Annotated in this window: 14 protein-coding genes and 2 pseudogenes; 6 read left to right on the top strand and 10 right to left on the bottom strand. The window is 73.2% G+C overall.

Annotated elements, in window-relative coordinates; all coding sequences use genetic code 11:
- Positions 1-50 precede the first annotated feature (50 nt).
- Positions 51-1,238 carry a hypothetical protein gene (locus ACFCXS_RS16850; protein WP_376644094.1) on the bottom strand — a complete coding sequence of 396 codons (1,188 nt, stop codon included), beginning with the start codon at positions 1,236-1,238 and terminating at the stop codon, positions 51-53.
- A 262-nt stretch (positions 1,239-1,500) separates the two neighbouring features.
- Here ACFCXS_RS16850 and ACFCXS_RS16855 point away from each other — a divergent pair, with 262 nt between their 5' ends.
- On the top strand, positions 1,501-1,950 hold the full coding sequence (locus ACFCXS_RS16855; protein WP_376644095.1) for a hypothetical protein: 450 nt from the start codon (positions 1,501-1,503) through the stop codon (positions 1,948-1,950).
- A 263-nt stretch (positions 1,951-2,213) separates the two neighbouring features.
- Here ACFCXS_RS16855 and ACFCXS_RS16860 read toward each other — a convergent pair whose 3' ends face one another.
- Positions 2,214-2,588 carry a peptidase M23 gene (locus ACFCXS_RS16860; RefSeq protein ID WP_376644096.1) on the bottom strand — a complete coding sequence of 125 codons (375 nt, stop codon included), beginning with the start codon at positions 2,586-2,588 and terminating at the stop codon, positions 2,214-2,216.
- A 317-nt stretch (positions 2,589-2,905) separates the two neighbouring features.
- Here ACFCXS_RS16860 and ACFCXS_RS16865 point away from each other — a divergent pair, with 317 nt between their 5' ends.
- Positions 2,906-3,334 (top strand): VOC family protein, encoded by a 429-nt coding sequence (locus ACFCXS_RS16865; RefSeq protein ID WP_376644097.1) that lies wholly within the window; start codon positions 2,906-2,908, stop codon positions 3,332-3,334.
- 79 nt (positions 3,335-3,413) lie between these two features.
- Here ACFCXS_RS16865 and ACFCXS_RS16870 read toward each other — a convergent pair whose 3' ends face one another.
- The 3 genes from ACFCXS_RS16870 to ACFCXS_RS16880 form a co-directional block, all read right to left on the bottom strand.
- Positions 3,414-4,673, bottom strand: a complete 1,260-nt coding sequence (locus tag ACFCXS_RS16870; RefSeq protein WP_376644098.1) for an MFS transporter — start codon at positions 4,671-4,673, stop codon at positions 3,414-3,416.
- A gap of 142 nt (positions 4,674-4,815) precedes the next feature.
- Positions 4,816-5,268 (bottom strand): YbhB/YbcL family Raf kinase inhibitor-like protein, encoded by a 453-nt coding sequence (locus ACFCXS_RS16875; RefSeq protein ID WP_376644099.1) that lies wholly within the window; start codon positions 5,266-5,268, stop codon positions 4,816-4,818.
- Between the two features lie 176 nt (positions 5,269-5,444).
- Positions 5,445-5,900, bottom strand: a complete 456-nt coding sequence (locus ACFCXS_RS16880; RefSeq protein WP_376644100.1) for an archease — start codon at positions 5,898-5,900, stop codon at positions 5,445-5,447.
- A gap of 443 nt (positions 5,901-6,343) precedes the next feature.
- Between ACFCXS_RS16880 and ACFCXS_RS16885 the strand changes: the two genes are divergently transcribed.
- From ACFCXS_RS16885 to ACFCXS_RS16895, 3 genes are all read left to right on the top strand, one after another.
- Positions 6,344-7,003, top strand: a complete 660-nt coding sequence (locus tag ACFCXS_RS16885) for a dienelactone hydrolase family protein (RefSeq protein WP_376644101.1) — start codon at positions 6,344-6,346, stop codon at positions 7,001-7,003.
- A 100-nt stretch (positions 7,004-7,103) separates the two neighbouring features.
- Positions 7,104-7,748, top strand: a complete 645-nt coding sequence (locus ACFCXS_RS16890; RefSeq protein ID WP_376644102.1) for a phosphoribosyltransferase — start codon at positions 7,104-7,106, stop codon at positions 7,746-7,748.
- 85 nt (positions 7,749-7,833) lie between these two features.
- The gene (locus tag ACFCXS_RS16895) at positions 7,834-8,811 is read left to right on the top strand and encodes a TerC family protein (RefSeq protein WP_376644103.1); all 978 of its coding nucleotides are present in this window, start codon (positions 7,834-7,836) and stop codon (positions 8,809-8,811) included.
- Between the two features lie 65 nt (positions 8,812-8,876).
- Here the strand turns inward: ACFCXS_RS16895 and ACFCXS_RS16900 are convergent, their stop codons facing one another.
- From ACFCXS_RS16900 to ACFCXS_RS16920, 5 genes and pseudogenes are all read right to left on the bottom strand, one after another.
- Positions 8,877-10,067, bottom strand: coding sequence for a CaiB/BaiF CoA transferase family protein (locus ACFCXS_RS16900; RefSeq protein ID WP_376644104.1), 1,191 nt, complete (start codon positions 10,065-10,067; stop codon positions 8,877-8,879).
- A gap of 159 nt (positions 10,068-10,226) precedes the next feature.
- Positions 10,227-10,631 carry a helix-turn-helix domain-containing protein gene (locus ACFCXS_RS16905; protein ID WP_376644250.1) on the bottom strand — a complete coding sequence of 135 codons (405 nt, stop codon included), beginning with the start codon at positions 10,629-10,631 and terminating at the stop codon, positions 10,227-10,229.
- A gap of 339 nt (positions 10,632-10,970) precedes the next feature.
- Positions 10,971-11,828, bottom strand: a pseudogene (locus tag ACFCXS_RS16910) (hypothetical protein); the annotation flags it as partial.
- Positions 11,829-12,084: 256 nt separating this feature from the next.
- Positions 12,085-13,059, bottom strand: coding sequence for an alpha/beta hydrolase (locus ACFCXS_RS16915; protein WP_376644105.1), 975 nt, complete (start codon positions 13,057-13,059; stop codon positions 12,085-12,087).
- Positions 13,060-13,078: 19 nt separating this feature from the next.
- Positions 13,079-13,261: pseudogene (locus tag ACFCXS_RS16920) on the bottom strand (hypothetical protein); the annotation flags it as partial.
- 339 nt (positions 13,262-13,600) lie between these two features.
- On the opposite strand from ACFCXS_RS16920, the gene ACFCXS_RS16925 reads away from it, so the two are divergent.
- Positions 13,601-16,093 (top strand): SpoIIE family protein phosphatase, encoded by a 2,493-nt coding sequence (locus tag ACFCXS_RS16925; protein ID WP_376644106.1) that lies wholly within the window; start codon positions 13,601-13,603, stop codon positions 16,091-16,093.
- The last annotated feature ends 80 nt before the right edge of the window (positions 16,094-16,173 follow it).

Below are 16,173 nucleotides of genomic sequence, written 5' to 3' on the forward strand. Positions count from 1 at the left end.
GGCCGCAGCCCCGCCCACCGCTCGTCCCCCGTTCCCGTCACCGGCCGCGGTCAGCCGCACTCCGGGACGTTCGGCAGCCGGTTGTCCGGCGAGCTGATGTAGATGTTGGAGATGTAGCCGCCGTACTGGGGCAGATAGGCCCACCACTCGTTGGTGTAAGGCGGCACCGTGACCACCTCGCCCCGGACCTGGCAGCCCACCAGCACCTCGACCCCGGCGGGGAGCTGTGTCATCCGGCCGGCGCCCGCGGCCGGCCCCTGGCGGACGTTGACGAACTCGCCCCAGGTGCCGAACCAGGTTCCGGCGGGCCGTGCCCCGCCCGGCACGTTCAGCGAGCGGGTCAGCCGACCGATGTCGGTGTACGCCTTGCCGTACGACGTGCCGGTCTGGTGCAGCGTCAGCACGGCCACGATCGTGCGGTCGTCCGCACCCACCGTGCCGGTGGTGTGCAGTGCGGGCCGGGTGAGATCGACGGCCGCGGCGGCGCGGGGAGCGGGGGAGACCGACTCCGCCTGCGTTTCCGAGGACGTGGTCCGGGGGCCGCAGGTGCCCTTCGCGTACTCCCCGGACCACCCCTGCTTCACCGCCCAGGGCTTGTCGAACGACCCCGCGATGCCGAAGTGCTGGTCGAAGTGGTCGGTGGCGGAGCAGCGGGTGGAGCGGCGCAGATTGTCCATGACGAAGTCCCGGACGGGCGCGGGTGCCTTCTCCAGGATGTACCGGTAGATCGCCACCGTGTCCCGTGCGGAGATGGCGGTGTAGCCCCAGAAGCCCTCGTACCCGGGAGGCGGTGGCGCCGTGTCGCGCAGACCGAGTGCGGGCTCGGCGGTCATCCGGTCGATGATCGCCGAGCCGCCGTACGTCGACCAGTAGTGATTCGCGGCGTCGTCGTCGCTGCCGCGCAGCATCGGCTCCAGCCGGGCGCGGTCGGCCGGCGGGATGGTGTAGTCGGGCCCACGGTCCCACAGGAAGTCCAGCACCAGCAGGAGCTTGACGACCGAGGCGGACCGGAACTGCTTGCTCGCGTCGACCTGTTCGGTGAACGTACCGGTCCTGCGGTCGAAGACGGCCACACCGGCGGTGACACCGGGCGGGATCTGGGCGGCTGCCGAGGTCCGGGCGGTCCCGGTGCCCTCCGCCGCCCTGCCCGTCCGGGGTTGCGCCGACGCACCGCTCGTGAGTGACGCGACCGTGACGACGGCCGCGAGCGCGGCGGCGCCGCGCAGGAGCATGCGCATGGTTGCCCTTTCATGATGGCCCGGTGGTCAGACGGGGCCCCCTTGGCCCGCGGAGCCACGATAGGAGCGGGGGCGGGGCGGGCGGTCCTGACGAATGTCAGGGCTCCGGCGCAGCGCGCAGATCCGGGGCGCCGACCCTGATAAGTGTCAGGTGCCGCTGGTGCGGTGATGCCCCGTACGGTCACGACCAGCGAGCGACGGCCGTCCGGGGGCCGGTCGCCGCGTACGACCGTTTCACCCGCCGACACACGAAAGAGGGCTCATGAGCCGCCGATCACTTACGACAATGCTGGCCGCGGGGGGCGCCGCCGCGGTGATGGCGCTCCTTCCGGCCACTGCCCAGGCCCAGCCGTACTCGGGCGGCAACTACGGGAGCTACGGGCAGGAGGGGCAGTACCCCACCACCACGTTCTGCTCGGGCACGTTCCGGCAGATCGGAGCCACCAAGTACTTCGAGGGCATGGCCCTGAAGTACTTCTACTCCGACAAGTGCGGCTCGTTCGCCCGTGTCGAGAACTCCCGGCCCGGCTGCGCGGCCGTGCTGCAGCGCTCCGACAACGGCGCGGGCCGCAACGACGGCTGGGTCTCCGAGACCGTCGACGACGGCATCAACTACGCCTACACGAAGATGGGCAGCAACCTCAACGGCCGCGTCTCGCGCGCCCTGCTCACGTGCGACGGCCACGACCTGCTGAACACCGGCTGGTACTGAGTCGCCCCCGCGCGCAGCATGTCGCACGCCGTACCGGGGGGGCGGCCGGTACGCCGGTCCGCCCCCCTTTCGGCGCACCACCCGCACCGTCGGCGCACCACACCCCGCAGCACGACGAGAACGAGTCAGCCAGGCGGAGGAACAGATCGACTACGTCTACTGCACGGACGTGGGTCCCATGGGCTACTGCTGACCCCGTACATCCCTGCGGCGGGCCACCGGTCTCACGGTGGCCCGCCGCAGGCGTGTGGAGGGAAGGTGCGTCAGCAGTCCGGGACCCCGGCGATCTTCTCGCCGCCCCGGATGTACAGGTTGTTCACCCAGGCGATGTCGCTGCCCGAGAACTCCATGACGGCGGTCCACCAGTTGTTGGTGCCGACCGCCGGGTCGTGCACGGTCTGGCCCTGCTTCTGGCACAGGGCGTCCGCGTACCACTTCGAACGGACCGCGAGCCGCGGAGAGTCGGTGGTCGGCTGCTGGCGCAGGTTGACGTCGGTGGCCCAGATGTAGACGTCGGTGAGCGTCGGGTCGCCGCCTGTGGCGGTGGCCGGGGCGGCCTGCGCGGTGGTGGCGAGACCGCCGACGGCGAGCGCGGTCACGGCGAGGCCCATGGCGGTACGGCTGATCAGTCGCTTCATGTGTCTGTCCCCCGAAGGACGAAGGCGAGAAAGGGGTGCCGGACGTGGTCCTGATCCGGCTCGGACGGCCACCGGGACGGGCGGCTCGCCGACGTTCAGAACTGTAGGGAGCCGAGTGCCGACGCGGTCCTGACAATTGTCAGGATCGGCCGGGACGGCAGCGACGAAGCCCCCCGCCGGCGGACCCGAACTCGGCCGAAAACAGCTCGACGCCCCCGCCCGCCGCTGCCTACGATCCACGGCGCGGCATCGCGTGCCGGTCACCGTCCGGGTGAGGCATGGAGGCGCCGCGGAGATGCCCGTGGAGGCATTCAACCGTGTCAGTCGAGTTCAATCACACCATCGTCCTGTCCCGGGACAGGGAGAAGTCCGCTCGTTTCCTCGCCGGGATCCTGGGACTGGAGGTCGGGGCCCCGACCGGCGTCTTCCTGCCGGTGACCACCGCCAACGGCGTCACCCTGGACTTCCTCACCATCGACGCCGAGATCCCCATGCAGCACTACGCGTTCCTCGTCTCCGAGGACGAGTTCGACCAGGCGCTGGCCCGCCTTGTCGAGGCCCGCATCCCCATCCAGGCCGACCCGCACGGCAACCACCCCCGCCGCATCAACCGCAACGACGGCGGCCGGGGCGTCTACTTCCTCGACCCGGCGGGCCACGGCCTGGAGATCCTCACCCGCCCCTACGGCACGGACCCGGACTCCGAGCTGAACGGTGTCACGGAGGACGTCCCCGGGGCGGTCTGAGCCGGATCCGGCAGGTCCGGGGCGGGCGCACTGCGGTGTCCGTCCCGGACCGGCCCACCCGCCTAGCCGGCCACGACGGTCAGCCGCCGTCCGACTCCACTGCGACGGCCGCCCGTTCGGGGTCGGGCGCCCGCGTGTGATCCCGCCGGGGCAGCAGCAGCGGCGTGAGCAGGAGCAGTGCACCGGCCAGCGCGATGGCCGCCCGGGGACCGGTCCAGGCGGCCAGTACGCCCCACAGGGCGGTGACCGTCGCGGTGGCCGCCTTGCCGGTGGCCGACCAGGCGGCCAGGGTGCGGGTGACCCGGCCGGTGGGGGTGCGGTCGAGACGGTGCGTGGCGAGGACCGGGTTGTACACGCCGCAGCAGGTGATCAGGCCGAACTCGACCAGCATGACGAGGATCAGACCGGGCGTGCCGGGGCCGGTGAAGGCCAGGCCGATCGACCAGCAGGCCCGCAGCACCCCGGCGGTGAGCAGGACCCGGTACCGGCCGTGGCGCGCCACGAGCCGCGGGGCCAGGCGGGAGCCGAGCAGGCCGCCGGTGCAGGGCACCGCGAAGGCGAGGGCGTACTGCCAGGGCGCGAAGTGCAGGTCGTCCACCATCAGGATCAGCAGCGGGGGAGACGCCGCCATGATCAGGGAGTTCACCAGGAGCGAGTTGAAGAAGAGCGGGCGCAGTGCCGGATCGGCCAGGATGTGGCGCCAGCCCTCCAGCAGATCCCCGGGCCGGGTCAGCGCCGGCTGCGGTCGCACGGGGGGCTTCTCGGCGTCGCCGATCGCCCTGAGGCCGAACGCCGAGAGCAGATAGCTCGCCGCGTCGGCCACCACCGTCGTCACCGGGCCGAACAGGCTGATCGCGGCCCCGCCCAGCGGCGGGCCGACCATGCTGGCGGTCCAGGTCGTCGCCTCGAACCGCCCGTTCGCCACGAGCAGGTCCTCCCGCGGCAGCAGGTCCTTGAGGAACGCCCCCGCCGCCGCGTTGAAGGTGATGTCGGCCGCCGCGACGGCCACCGACACCAGCAGCAACTGGCCGAAGGTGAGCCGGCCGAGTGCGAACGTCACGGGGATGCTCAGCAGTACCGCGCAGCGGACCAGGTCCGTCGCCATCATCACCGGGCGTTTGCGGCGGACCTCCACCCACGGTCCGAGGGGTACCGACACCGCCGCGCCGACCGCCGGTCCCACCGCGGCCAGCAGCGACACCTGCGCCGGACCGGCGTCCAACGCCAGGACCGCGATCAGGGCGAACGCGTCGAACGCGAGCCAGGTGCCGGCCGCGCTGACCGCGTACGCGCCCCACAGCCACCCGAAACGCCGTCCCAGCGACCGCCTGCCCGCCATACCCGGCGCACTCCCCGCTCCCGTGGACGACCCGGCGTCGTCCGCGAGTCATCCAAGCGAGATCGCAAGCGCCGGGCAAACAACCACCCGGCGCCCCCGCCACAACCGACCGTTGTGACGCGGCGGTACGGGGGTGCAAGGCTCAGCGCTGGTAGAGCCCCACCAGCGTCCCGTCCGCGAGGCGGCGCTTGTCGGCCTCCTCGTGCACCTGGTCCGCGCGCGGCGCGTCGGGCAGGACACACGGCTCGGACAGGGCGTAGAGCCGGAAGTGGTAGTGGTGGGCGTCGTCCCCCGGCGGGGGATGCGGGCCGCCCCAGCCGTGCTGGCCGTAGCCGTTGACGAGTTCCGTGCCGCCCGGTGGGACGTGCCCGGCCTCGACGCCGTCGCTGTGCGGGTCGATGCCGACCACCACCCAGTGCGCGAAGGTGCCCGACGGGGCGTCCGGGTCCTCGCACAGCAGGACCAGTTCCGCCGCGTCGTCCGGTACGCCGCTCCAGGTCAGCGGCGGAGAGACGTTGGGTCCCTCGTACGCGTGCCGGCGCGCGATGAAGGAGTGGTCGTTGAACGCGTTGCTGCTGAGTTCGATGCCGGTCATGGGCCACGGGGTACCCCCGGGGGCTCCGGAGCACACGGTTCGGGGCCGATTCCCCCGGTACCCGCCCGGGCGAGCCGGAACGAGACGGCAGAGGGAGGAACGCGCGGGCCCGCACGGGAACAGCGTCACGACCACGCCGTCCACCCCTCCACGCCGGGCGCGGCCCGTCCGCCGGGTCAGGCGTCGACCCTCACCGCACATGACCACCCGTACGGGTCCGGTCCGATCCGCAGCGTCTCCCAGGCCACCGCCGTGGGGACCGCGCCCGTGATCTCCACGGCGGAGAGGCCGGTGACCGCCAGGCGTACGTCCAGGCCGCCGTCGGCCTCGTCCGCCTCCACGTCCACGGGCACCTGGCCGTACTCCTCCAGGCGGAAGATGATCTCGTCGAGCAGCGCGGCGAGCAGGTCGTCGTCGCTGGCCTCGGGCAGACGGACCCGGTCCACGGCGGTGGGCCGCACCCGGGAGACGTCGGCGAAGCACTCCACCATCGCCAGGACGGCCTCCGCCAGACAGTGCTCTCTGCACGCCGCCCACGCCTCGATCCGGATGTCGCCGGGATGCGGCACCGCTCGGTGTCCGCACTCACCCGGCTGCCGCCCTTGCCCGCCGTCGCCCGTGTCACCGCCCATGAACATCGCCTGCCCGAGGCCGGCCCACCCATGCGGCCCGGCGCCGCACAGGTGGATCAGACCGGCTCGTCCGCGAGGTACGGCGGGGCCGGGTCGTAAGGGATACCCGGCGCCCTCTGGCGGATCCGGCCGCGTGCAGCAGGAACGTGCCGGTGCACAAGCCGTCCAGCCCGCTGACCGACCGGACCGGCCCCGCCCGGCTCCCCACGACCTCGCAGACGTACCCGCCCGCGCTGTGGAACACCTCGTGCGGGCCGGTGAGGTCGAGGGGCTGGAAGCCGTCGAAGACGACGAAGACGATACGGCGATCGGTCACACCCCTCACGCTCCAGCGGTGCGCGGTACGGCGTCAACGACACGCATCCCACAGATCGCGCCATGGGACGTCCGGCCTGGCGTGGGTACAACGGGGAAGCGAGGGAGCGGGGGAGAGGAGGCTGACGATGATCTCCCGGACGGTCACCCTGCCCGCCGGCGGCGCGGGCCTCACCGGTGATCTGACCGTGCCGCCGGACGCCCGCGCGGTCGTGCTCTTCGCCCACGGCAGCGGCAGCTCGCGGCACAGCCCCCGCAACCGCGAGGTCGCCGCCGGCCTGCGTACCGCGGGGCTCGGCACCCTTCTCGTCGACCTGCTCACCGAGGACGAGGAACGCCGGGACGCCGTCACCGCAGAACTCCGCTTCGACATCCCTCTGCTGGGTCGCCGGCTGGTGGCAGCCCTGGACTGGCTGGCGCGGGATCCCGGCACCTCGGGCCTCCCCGCCGTCCTGTTCGGCGCCAGCACCGGCGCGGGCGCGGCCCTGGTCGCCGCCGCGCAACGCCCCGACCGGGTGACGGCGGTCGTCACGCGCGGCGGACGGCCCGATCTGGCGGGCGACGCCCTGGACGCCGTTCGCGTCCCGGTGCTGCTCATCGTGGGCGGCCGGGACACACACGTGCTGCGGCTCAACGAGGAGGCGGCCGGGCGACTGCCCGCCCCGCACACCCTCCACGTGGTGCCCGGCGCCACGCACCTCTTCGAGGAACCCGGCGCACTCGACCATGTCACCGCCACTGCCCGTCAGTGGTGCGACCAGCAGCTCGGGACGGCCCCGGGCCGATGACCGCCGGGTCCGGAAGGCGCGCATCGTCCGGCGGACGCGGGGGTACGCGGCAGCCGGACGGGCCGGGGCCTCATTCGTGTGGGAAGCAGAGGTGACCGTCATGCGGTTCCGTGATCGCAGGCAGGCCGGCGGGGAACTGGCCGAAACACTGCGCACCCGGCAGCGCGCGGGAGATCTGCCCTACCCCCTCGTCCTCGCCCTGCCCCGGGGCGGGGTCGCCGTGGCGCGAGAGGTCGCCGCCGCGCTGGACGCCCCGCTCGACGTGCTCGTCGTACGGAAGATCGGCGCGCCCCACCAGGAGGAGCTCGGCGTCGGCGCGATGGCCGGGGACGAGGTGCCGCTCCTCGACGAGGACGCCCTGCGCCACCTCGGTATCGGCGAGGCGGCCCTCGCCCCCGTCATCGAGCGGGAGCGCGCCGAACTGCGGCGCCGCGAACGGCTGTACCGGCAGGGCCGGCCGGCACCGGACCTGCGCGGACGGACCGTGATCGTCGTCGACGACGGCTTGGCGACCGGCTCCACGGCCCGGGCCGCGCTGCGCTTCGTGCGCCGTCAGGCGCCCGCGCGGGTCCTGCTGGCCGCGCCCGTCTGCTCCCCGGAGGGCGCCGAGTCGATGCGCGCCGAGGCCGACGAGGTGATCTGCCTGCACCGGCCTGCCGCGTTCATGGCCGTGGGCCTGTGGTACGAGGACTTCGACCAGCTGACGGACGAGGACGTGATGGAAGCGCTGCACGTGCAGCTTTGACCTGTTGTTCACCTGGCAGGGGTGGCGAGAACCAGCCACACCGGACAAGGATGTCCCCTCCCCACACCTGCATCAGGAGTAACAAGTGAACGTCTCGCCGTCCGTGTGGCTGCTGACCGTGGCCGCGCTCTGCGTGCTCGTCGCCGTCGACTTCTTCGTCGGCCGCAAGCCGCACGACGTGTCCATCAGGGAAGCCGGGACATGGACGGTGGTGTGGGTCGTCCTTGCCGTGCTGTTCGGCGCGGGGCTGTGGTTCGCGGGTGGGAGCGGGCCCACGGGCGAGTTCTTCGCCGGGTACATCACCGAGAAGTCGCTCAGCGTCGACAACCTCTTCGTGTTCGTGCTGATCATGGGCAAGTTCGCGGTGCCGTCGCAGTACCAGCAGCGGGTGCTGATGATCGGCGTCCTGGTGGCCCTGGTGCTGCGGGCGGTGTTCATCGCGGCCGGGGCGGCGATCATCTCCGCCTTCTCCTGGGTGTTCTACCTCTTCGGTGCGTTCCTGATCTGGACCGCCTGGAAGCTGGTCCAGGACGCCCGCAAGCAGGACCACGACGAGGAGTACCAGGAGAACAAGCTGCTGAAGATGGCGGAGCAGCGCTTCGGCGTGGCCGACCGCTATCACGGCACGAAGCTGTTCATCACCGAGAACGGCAAGCGGATCATGACCCCGATGCTGGTCGTGATGCTCGCGATCGGCTCCACCGACGTGCTGTTCGCCCTGGACTCCATCCCGGCCATCTACGGCCTGACGCAGGACCCGTACATCGTGTTCACCGCGAACGCCTTCGCCCTGATGGGGCTGCGCCAGCTGTACTTCCTCATCGGCGGCCTGCTGAAGCGGCTGGTGCACCTCTCCTACGGCCTGTCGATCATCCTCGGCTTCATCGGCGTGAAGCTGGTGCTGCACGCGCTGCACGAGTCGGGCGTCCACGTCCCCGAGATCGGCATCCCGTTCTCGCTGGGCTTCATCGTGCTGGTCCTGGCGGTCACGACGTTCACGAGCCTGCGCGCGTCGAAGCGGCAGGCCGGGACGGCGGGAGAGCCTGCCGCGGAGACCCGCTAGACGGCGGGGCAGGCTCCTGCCGGACGACGGGGCAGTCCTGCCGGACGACGGGCGAGGAGCTGCCGTCAGACGACCCCGTCCGTACGCAGGGCCGCCACCTCCTCGTCGGTGCGGCCCAGTTCGGCGAGGATCGCCTCGGTGTGCTCGCCCACCGCCGGCACGGGGTCCATGCGCGCGGGCAGACCGGCGAGGTCGGCGGGCGGGAGCAGCGCCTCCACGGTGGCGCCCGGCACCTCGACCTCGCTCCAGCGGCCGCGGGCGGCCAGCACGGGGTGGTCCAGGAAGCCGGCCACGTCGTTGACCCCGGCGCAGGCGATGCCGATGCGCTCCAGGTCCTTGAGAAGCTCGCCGGACCCGGAGCGGGCGCACCGCTCGACGACGACGGCGTTGAGCTCCTCGCGGTGGGCGACACGGTCGGAGCCGGTGGCGAACCGCGGATCGTCGACCAGCTCCGGACGGCCGAGGAACTCGGCGCACAGCGCCGCCCATTCCCGCTCGTTCTGGATGGAGAACAGCACGTCCTTGCCGTCGGCGGCGGTGTACGTCCCGTAGGGCGCGATGGTGGCGTGCTGGGTGCCCAGGCGCGGGGGCTGGGTACCGCCGTGCCGGGTGTAGTAGGCGGGCTGGCCCATCCACTCCGCGAGCGCCTCGAACAGCGACACCTCCACGGGGTGGGCCTCGCCGGTCATGGCACGGGTGTACAGGGCCGTGAGGACGCCGCTGTAGGCGTACATCCCGGCGGCGATGTCGGCGACCGAGATCCCGGTCCGGGCGGTTCCCTCGGGGGTGCCGGTCAGCGACACCAGCCCGGTCTGGCACTGCACGAGCAGGTCGTAGGCCTTGCGGTCGGACCAGGGGCCGGTCGTGCCGTAGCCGGAGATCGTGCACGGAATCAGGTTCGGACGGCGGCTGGTGACCGCGGCGGCGTCGAGACCGAGCCGGGCGGCGGCGCCCGGGGCGAGGTTCTGCACGAAGACGTCGGCGCCGTCGAGCAGGTCGTGCAGGATCTCGTGACCGCGGGGGTCCTTCAGGTCGAGGGTGAGGGACTCCTTGGAGCGGTTGAGCCAGACGAAATAGCTGGAGTGCCCGTGCACGGTCGTGTCGTAGCGGCGGGCGAAGTCGCCGCCGCCCGGCCGCTCCACCTTGATCACCCGGGCCCCGAGGTCGGCGAGCTGCCGGGTGGCGTAGGGCGCGGCCACGGCCTGCTCCAGACTGACCACCGTGACCCCGGCCAGGGGGTACCGCTGCACGCTCATGCCTCAAGCTCCCGAATCGTGTACGGAGGGCGCTCGGACAGTCTGCCGCAGGAGGAGAGCGGGAGGGCGGGCCACCGACGCGATCCGGATCACGCCGACGGACGGTTTCGGAGCCCGGCGGTGTAGCTGACGTGCGGCTTTTCCTGCGTGCGAGGCGGGTCATGGCCGGGCCAGGCGGCGCATCGTGAGGGCGAGGTGCAGGCGGAGCCGTCCCTGCGGTGTGCGCACCGGCCAGCCGAGGACCTGTTCGGCCTGGGCCAGGCGTTCCTGGAGCGTGGAGTGGTGGACGTTGATCTCGGCGGCGGCCGCCCGCAGGCTCGACGTGGACGCGACCGCGTGCAGGGTGAGCGGCAGCCAGGGGGCGGTCGCGGCGGCGCTCTCCAGGGCACGGACGTCCTCCGGCGGCTCGGAACCCGGCGCGACGAGATCGGCGAGGAGGGCGATCCCGCCCAGCTCGTCGGCGCGGACGACCGACGGCCCGGGATCCTGCGGGGTGTCCTCGGCGGTGAACCGCAGCGCGGTACGGGCCTCGGCCCAGGACCTCGGCAGCTCCAGCACGGGCACGGCGGGCCCGACACCGAGGCGCCCGGCGGGGAGGCGGGGGTCCGGGGGAGAGGAACGGAGGCCGGCGGGCGCGGGGTGGAGGTTGGCGGGAGCGGTGTGGCGAGGGGCGGGAGCGGGATGGGGACCGGCGGGGGACGCGGACGAGTCGGCCCCGGGGCGCGGAGCGGTCGGGTCCGGGGTGGCGGGGCGTGCAGCGGTTGGGTCCGGGGTGGCGGGGCGCGGAGCGGTTGGGTCCGGGGTGGCGGGGCGTGCAGCGGTTGTGGCCGGGGTGGCGGGGCGTGCAGCGGTTGTGGCCGGGGTGGCGGGGCGTGCAGCGGTCGGGTCCGGGGTGGCGGGGCGCGGAGTGGTTGCGGTCGGGGTGGCGGGACGAGGAGTGGTCGGGGCCGGTGCGGCGGAAGGAGGAGCAGCCGGGGCAGGCGAGCCGGGGCGAGCTGCGGGGGGGTGTCCCCCTGCGCCTTCGCGGGGACCGTGTGTGGTCCGCACGGCTGCCGGGCCCGTGAGGCCGGCCCCGGGCCGGTCGGTGCCCTCCGCGGACGGACGGCCTGCGTGCGCAACGGTCCCCGCGTCGGCCGGTATCACCCGGGGCCGGCCGTTCAGCGGGGCGAGCGCCCGCGCATGGGCGGTGAGGTCCAGGCCGAGCCGCCGGGCGGCGAGGAGCCGGGCCTGTTCGGGGGCTGTGGCGTCGAGGAGGGTCTCGACCAGCGCCGGATCGTCGGCCGGGGCCCGGCCGCGCGTGCGGTCGAGGACGAGCCGTACGGCACCGGCGGCCCGTTCCAGGATCACGGCGTCGACGACACTGGGGGCGACCGCCGCATGCCGCGCCTCGGCGTTCTCGGGGACGGGCCGGGCATGTCCCGCTCCGAGTCCTTTCGCAGCGGTCACCACGGTCCCGGCATCGGCCGCATCCCGCTCCAGCCACAGCATCGCCGCGCTGTCGGGGCTCAGCCGTGCACAGGGCCAGGCCGGGTCCGGTGGGGCCTGCCCGTCACGCCGGGTGCCGTCGGCCTCCACCCGCACGTGCACACGCCGTTCCGGATCCACCAGCCGCGCCGGACAGCCGGCCAGGACCGCGGCGCCGCGCACGAGCGCCTCCACCCCCGCTCTGGACTCGGCCAGGCGGTCGAAGTAGGCGATGACCCGGACCGCCGCACCGGCATCCGGGTCGAGGGCGGTCAGTCGCCCGGCCAGCTCTTTCATAGGCCCATGGTGCGGCACACGGCGGCTTTTGCGGCCGGCCGGAGTGCGAGGGTTTGCGCCTGGTTCGCGGTGCTCAGCTCTTCGTGCTCCCGATGGCCTCCGCACGCGGTGGCCCTTCGCGGCCGGCCGGAGTGAGAGGGCGGGCGCCGGGTTCGCGGTGCTCAGCCCTTCGCGCTCCAGGCGATCTCAGCATGCGGCCTTTTGCTGATGATCGGCATGCGACCGGCTTCGTCGGGCTCGCCGCCCCGCCTTCCCCTCACACCCCCAGCAGTCTCCGCAGCCAGGCGACCTGTGCTCCCCGCGCCGCCTGTGACACCGCCGCCTGCGGGGCGAAGCCGTCGAAGCCATGGAAGCCGCCCGGCCACACGTGCAGCTCGGCCACCCCGCCGGCCTGCCAGATGCGCGAGGCGTAGTCGACGACCTCGTCGCGGAACGTCTCCGCCGAGCCCACGTCGAGGAACGCGGGAGGCAGCCCCGTCAGGTCCTCGGCCCGGGCCGGTGCCGCGTACGCCGGCACGTCGGGGCCGCCGCGGCGCGAGCCGAGCAGCGCGCTCCAGCCGGTCTCGTTGGCGGTGCGGTCCCACACTCCGAGGCCCGCCATCTGATGGGCCGAGGGCGTGTCGTTGCGGTCGTCGAGCATCGGGCACATCAGCACCTGTCCGATCGGCTGCGGCCCCTTGCGGTCCCGGGCGAGCAGGGCAAGCGCCGCGCACAGCCCGCCGCCGGCACTCGCGCCCCCGATGACGATCCGCTCGGGGTCCGCGCCGAGTTCGGCGGCGTGGTCCGCCGTCCACAGCAGCCCGGCGTAGACGTCCTCGACCGGCGCGGGGTGCGGATGCTCCGGAGCCAGCCGGTACTCCACGGACACCACGACCGCGTCCAGCACCTGCGCCCACGCCAGGGGTACGTCGACGCCGACCCGGTTGTTCCCGATGACCATGCCCCCACCGTGCACGTGGTAGATCACGGGGCGCGGCCCGGCGGTCTCCGGCGCCGCCGGGCGGCAGATCAGCAGCGAGATGTCCGGCTCGCCCCGCGGCCCCGGCACCTGCCGGTCCTCCACCTCGAAGGTCCCGCCCACCGTCAGGTCCAGCTCGGCCAGCAGCCGGATGCCCGGCCCCTGCCGCACCTCGGCGATCTCGTCGAGGGTCAGCCCCGGGCTGATCACGTCCTTGATCAGCTCCAGGGCGGCGGCGAGTTCGGGGTCGAACGGGGGCGGAACGTGCGTCATGGTGTCTCCTCACGCGAGGTCACGGCGGCTCGTGCAGCCATGGTCGGACCGCGGGCCCCGTCCGGGGACGCCGCCGGGCGGCGGAAACTGCCCGCCGTACGGCGGGTGGTGCCAGGCGGTCGGGCGACGGGGCAGGGGCGAGCGTCCCGTCGACCGGGCGGACGACCACCCCGGTGAGGTCCATGCCGCGCAGGGCCGCACGGCAGCGACCGCGCGTACCTGCCGCCGGCCTCGGTGGTCAGGGTAGCGACCTGCCGAACCCGCTCGGCCGGCACGAGTGGCGCCACCCGGGGCTCGGCACAGCACAAGACGCTCCCCCTGCCCAGTCCGGTCACCTCACAGGACTCGGAGCCCCGCACCCCCCGGGCGGCGGACCGCGGCGACGACGAGACCTCCCACCGCCCACGCGCCTCACAGGACCCAACCGCCTCGCGAAGCCCGGCCACCTCACCCGGCCCGTCGCCCGTCTCAGCTATACCCTTTCCTATTACTTAGGCTGATTGATGCGGTTTGGTAGTCATCCGGCAGGGATGAGAATGCGGTGACGAGGGACCAGCAGACACCCGGGCCGCCTGGCGCGGACAGTGCGGAGCAGGTCGACGGGCTGCCGTTCCACCCGCGCGCTCTCGCCGCCGCGCACCGGGTGGCCAGGGCCGCGGCCTTGTCGGCCGGTCTGCTGGGCCTGGTGGGCCTCATCGGATGGATCTCGGGGGCCGATGTCCTGAAGGAAGTGCTGCCCGGCATCGCGGTGGCGATGAAGGCCAACACGGCCGTGGCCCTCACGGCGCTCGGCTTTTCCCTGTACGTGGTCGTCCGGGGTGGGGCCCGCCCGGCGACGCTCGCTGTCTCGCGCGTCGCGGCGGTCCTGGTCGCCCTGCTCGGCGCCCTCACCCTCGCGGAATACGCGACCGGGAGGGGCCTGGGGATCGACGAGCTCCTCTTCGTCGACGACACCGTCCACCAGGGGACGGGGCCGCCGGGACGGATGGCGCCGAACACGACCGCGGCGCTGATAGCCGCGGGGGCGGGTTCCCTGTGTGCCGGGGTGAGCCGGGTGCCCGCCTGGGTGAGTCAGATCCTGGGACTGGCCGTCGGCGCTCTCGGCATGCTCAGGCTGTACGGGGCCGCCTACGCGGTGCCCCAACTGGAGCAGTTCGGCCCGTACTCGGGCATGGCCCTGCACACCGCCGTGGCGCTGGCGCTGCTGGGGACGGCGCTCTTCCTGGCCCGTCCGGGAGAGGGCTGCGCGGGACTGCTGCTGAACGCGGGGACGACGGGCGCGCTGGGACGCTGGCTGTTCGTCACCGTCGTGATCGTGCCACCGCTGCTGGGCCTGGCCACCCTGGCAGGCGAGGACGAGGGGGTGTTCGGGTCGCGGCTGGGCACCGCGCTGCTCGTCTGCGGCCACGTTGCCGTGTTCACGGCGGTGATCTTCGCGACCCTGGCCGTGGGCCGTCGTGTCGAGGTGGCACACGGCCGACTCGAGTGGCAGGTCCGCCAGAACGCACTGCTGCAGGCCTTCATGGACCACACGCCCGCGGTGGTGTTCATCAAGGACCTGGACGGCCGCTTCCTGGCCGTCAACACGACGTTCGAGCAGAGTCTGAACCTGCCCCGGGACCAGGTCCTCGGCCGCCGGGACGACGACGTCATGCCCTCCGGTCTCGCGCGCCAGGCGCGAGCCGCCGACCTCGCGATGCTGGCGGAGGGCAGGCCCGTGCAGCGAGAGGAACGGCTCGCCCTGCCGGGCGGCCCGAGGGAGTTCCTCTCCACCCTGTTCCCGCTCAAGGACGCCTCCGGCACGCCCTACGCCCTGTGCGGTGTCGTCACCGACATCACCGAGCGGGTCGCGGCGCAGCGCGAGGTCCAACGCTCGCACCGGCGGTTCCTCGCACTGCTGGAGTCCGCCCCCGACGCCACCCTGATCACGGACGGCGACGGCACCGTCCTCATGGCCAACCCGCAGGTCCAGCGGTTGTTCGGACGCGTGCCGGGCGACCTCGTCGGCACCGACGTGATCGGCCTGGTGCCGGCCTCCCGGCGCCGGCGGCACGGAGCCCTCCTGGACGCGTACTTCCGCCTGCGGGCGCCGAAGCCGACGGTCGCGGACACGGACCTGTTCGGGTTGCGCGGCGACGGCTCGGAGTTCCCCGTCGAGGTGAGCGTCAGCAGCCTGCGCTCCGAGCAGGAGACCCTGGTGGTCCTGACCGTCCGGGACATCACCGAGCGCAGACGGCTGGAGGCCGAACGCGCCGAGCGTTACGAGCAGCAGCGGCGCATCGCCTACACCCTGCAGCACAGCCTCATGGGGGAGCCGCCCCGTCTGGCGCACCTGCCGTGCGCCTACCGGTACCTGGCGTCCGTGCAGGACCCCGGAGTGGGTGGCGACTGGTTCGACGTCATCCCCCTCGACGAGCGCCGCACGGGCGTCCTCATCGGCGACGTGATGGGCCGGGGGCTGGAGGCCGCGGCCGTCATGGGGCAACTGCGCGCCGCCTCCCACGCCCTGGCCCGTACGGGTGCCACGCCCAGCGGGCTGATGAGGGCACTCGACACGTTCGTCGGCGACCTGGCGGACCAGCTGGTGACCTGCGTCTACCTGGTCCTGGACCAGGGCAGGCACGAGGTCACCCTCTGCTCGGCGGGACACCTGCCCGTCATCGCCCTGCCGCCCGACGCGCCGGCCTGCCGGCTGGCCTCACCCGTCGGCGTGCCGCTGGGCGTCAACGACGCGGGACACGGGGTGCCGTTCGAGGAGGCGACCCGGCCGCTGCCGCCGGGCAGCGCACTCGTGCTCTACACCGACGGGCTGGTCGAAAGGCCCGGCACCGACATCGAGGCGCAGGTCGACGTCCTCGTCCGCACCGTCGACATCGCCCTGAAGGGCGCTCCCGTGGACGACCCGGACACCCTTGATCAGGCGGCGGGCCGCTTGGTCAGGACCCTCATCGCGGACACCGACACCTCCGACGACGACGTGACGCTGCTCCTGCTCGGCGTACCCGGCCCGGCGGCGAACGTGCGCCCGACCTGACCGGGCGCCACCGGTGCGCGGTCCTCGGAGATGCGACCGCGCCTGTGTCACGGTCCGGGCACGCCTCACGCATGCTTCTG

The sequence above is a fragment of the Streptomyces sp. NPDC056373 genome (assembly GCF_042262425.1).
Taxonomy (GTDB): Bacteria; Actinomycetota; Actinomycetes; order Streptomycetales; family Streptomycetaceae; genus Streptomyces.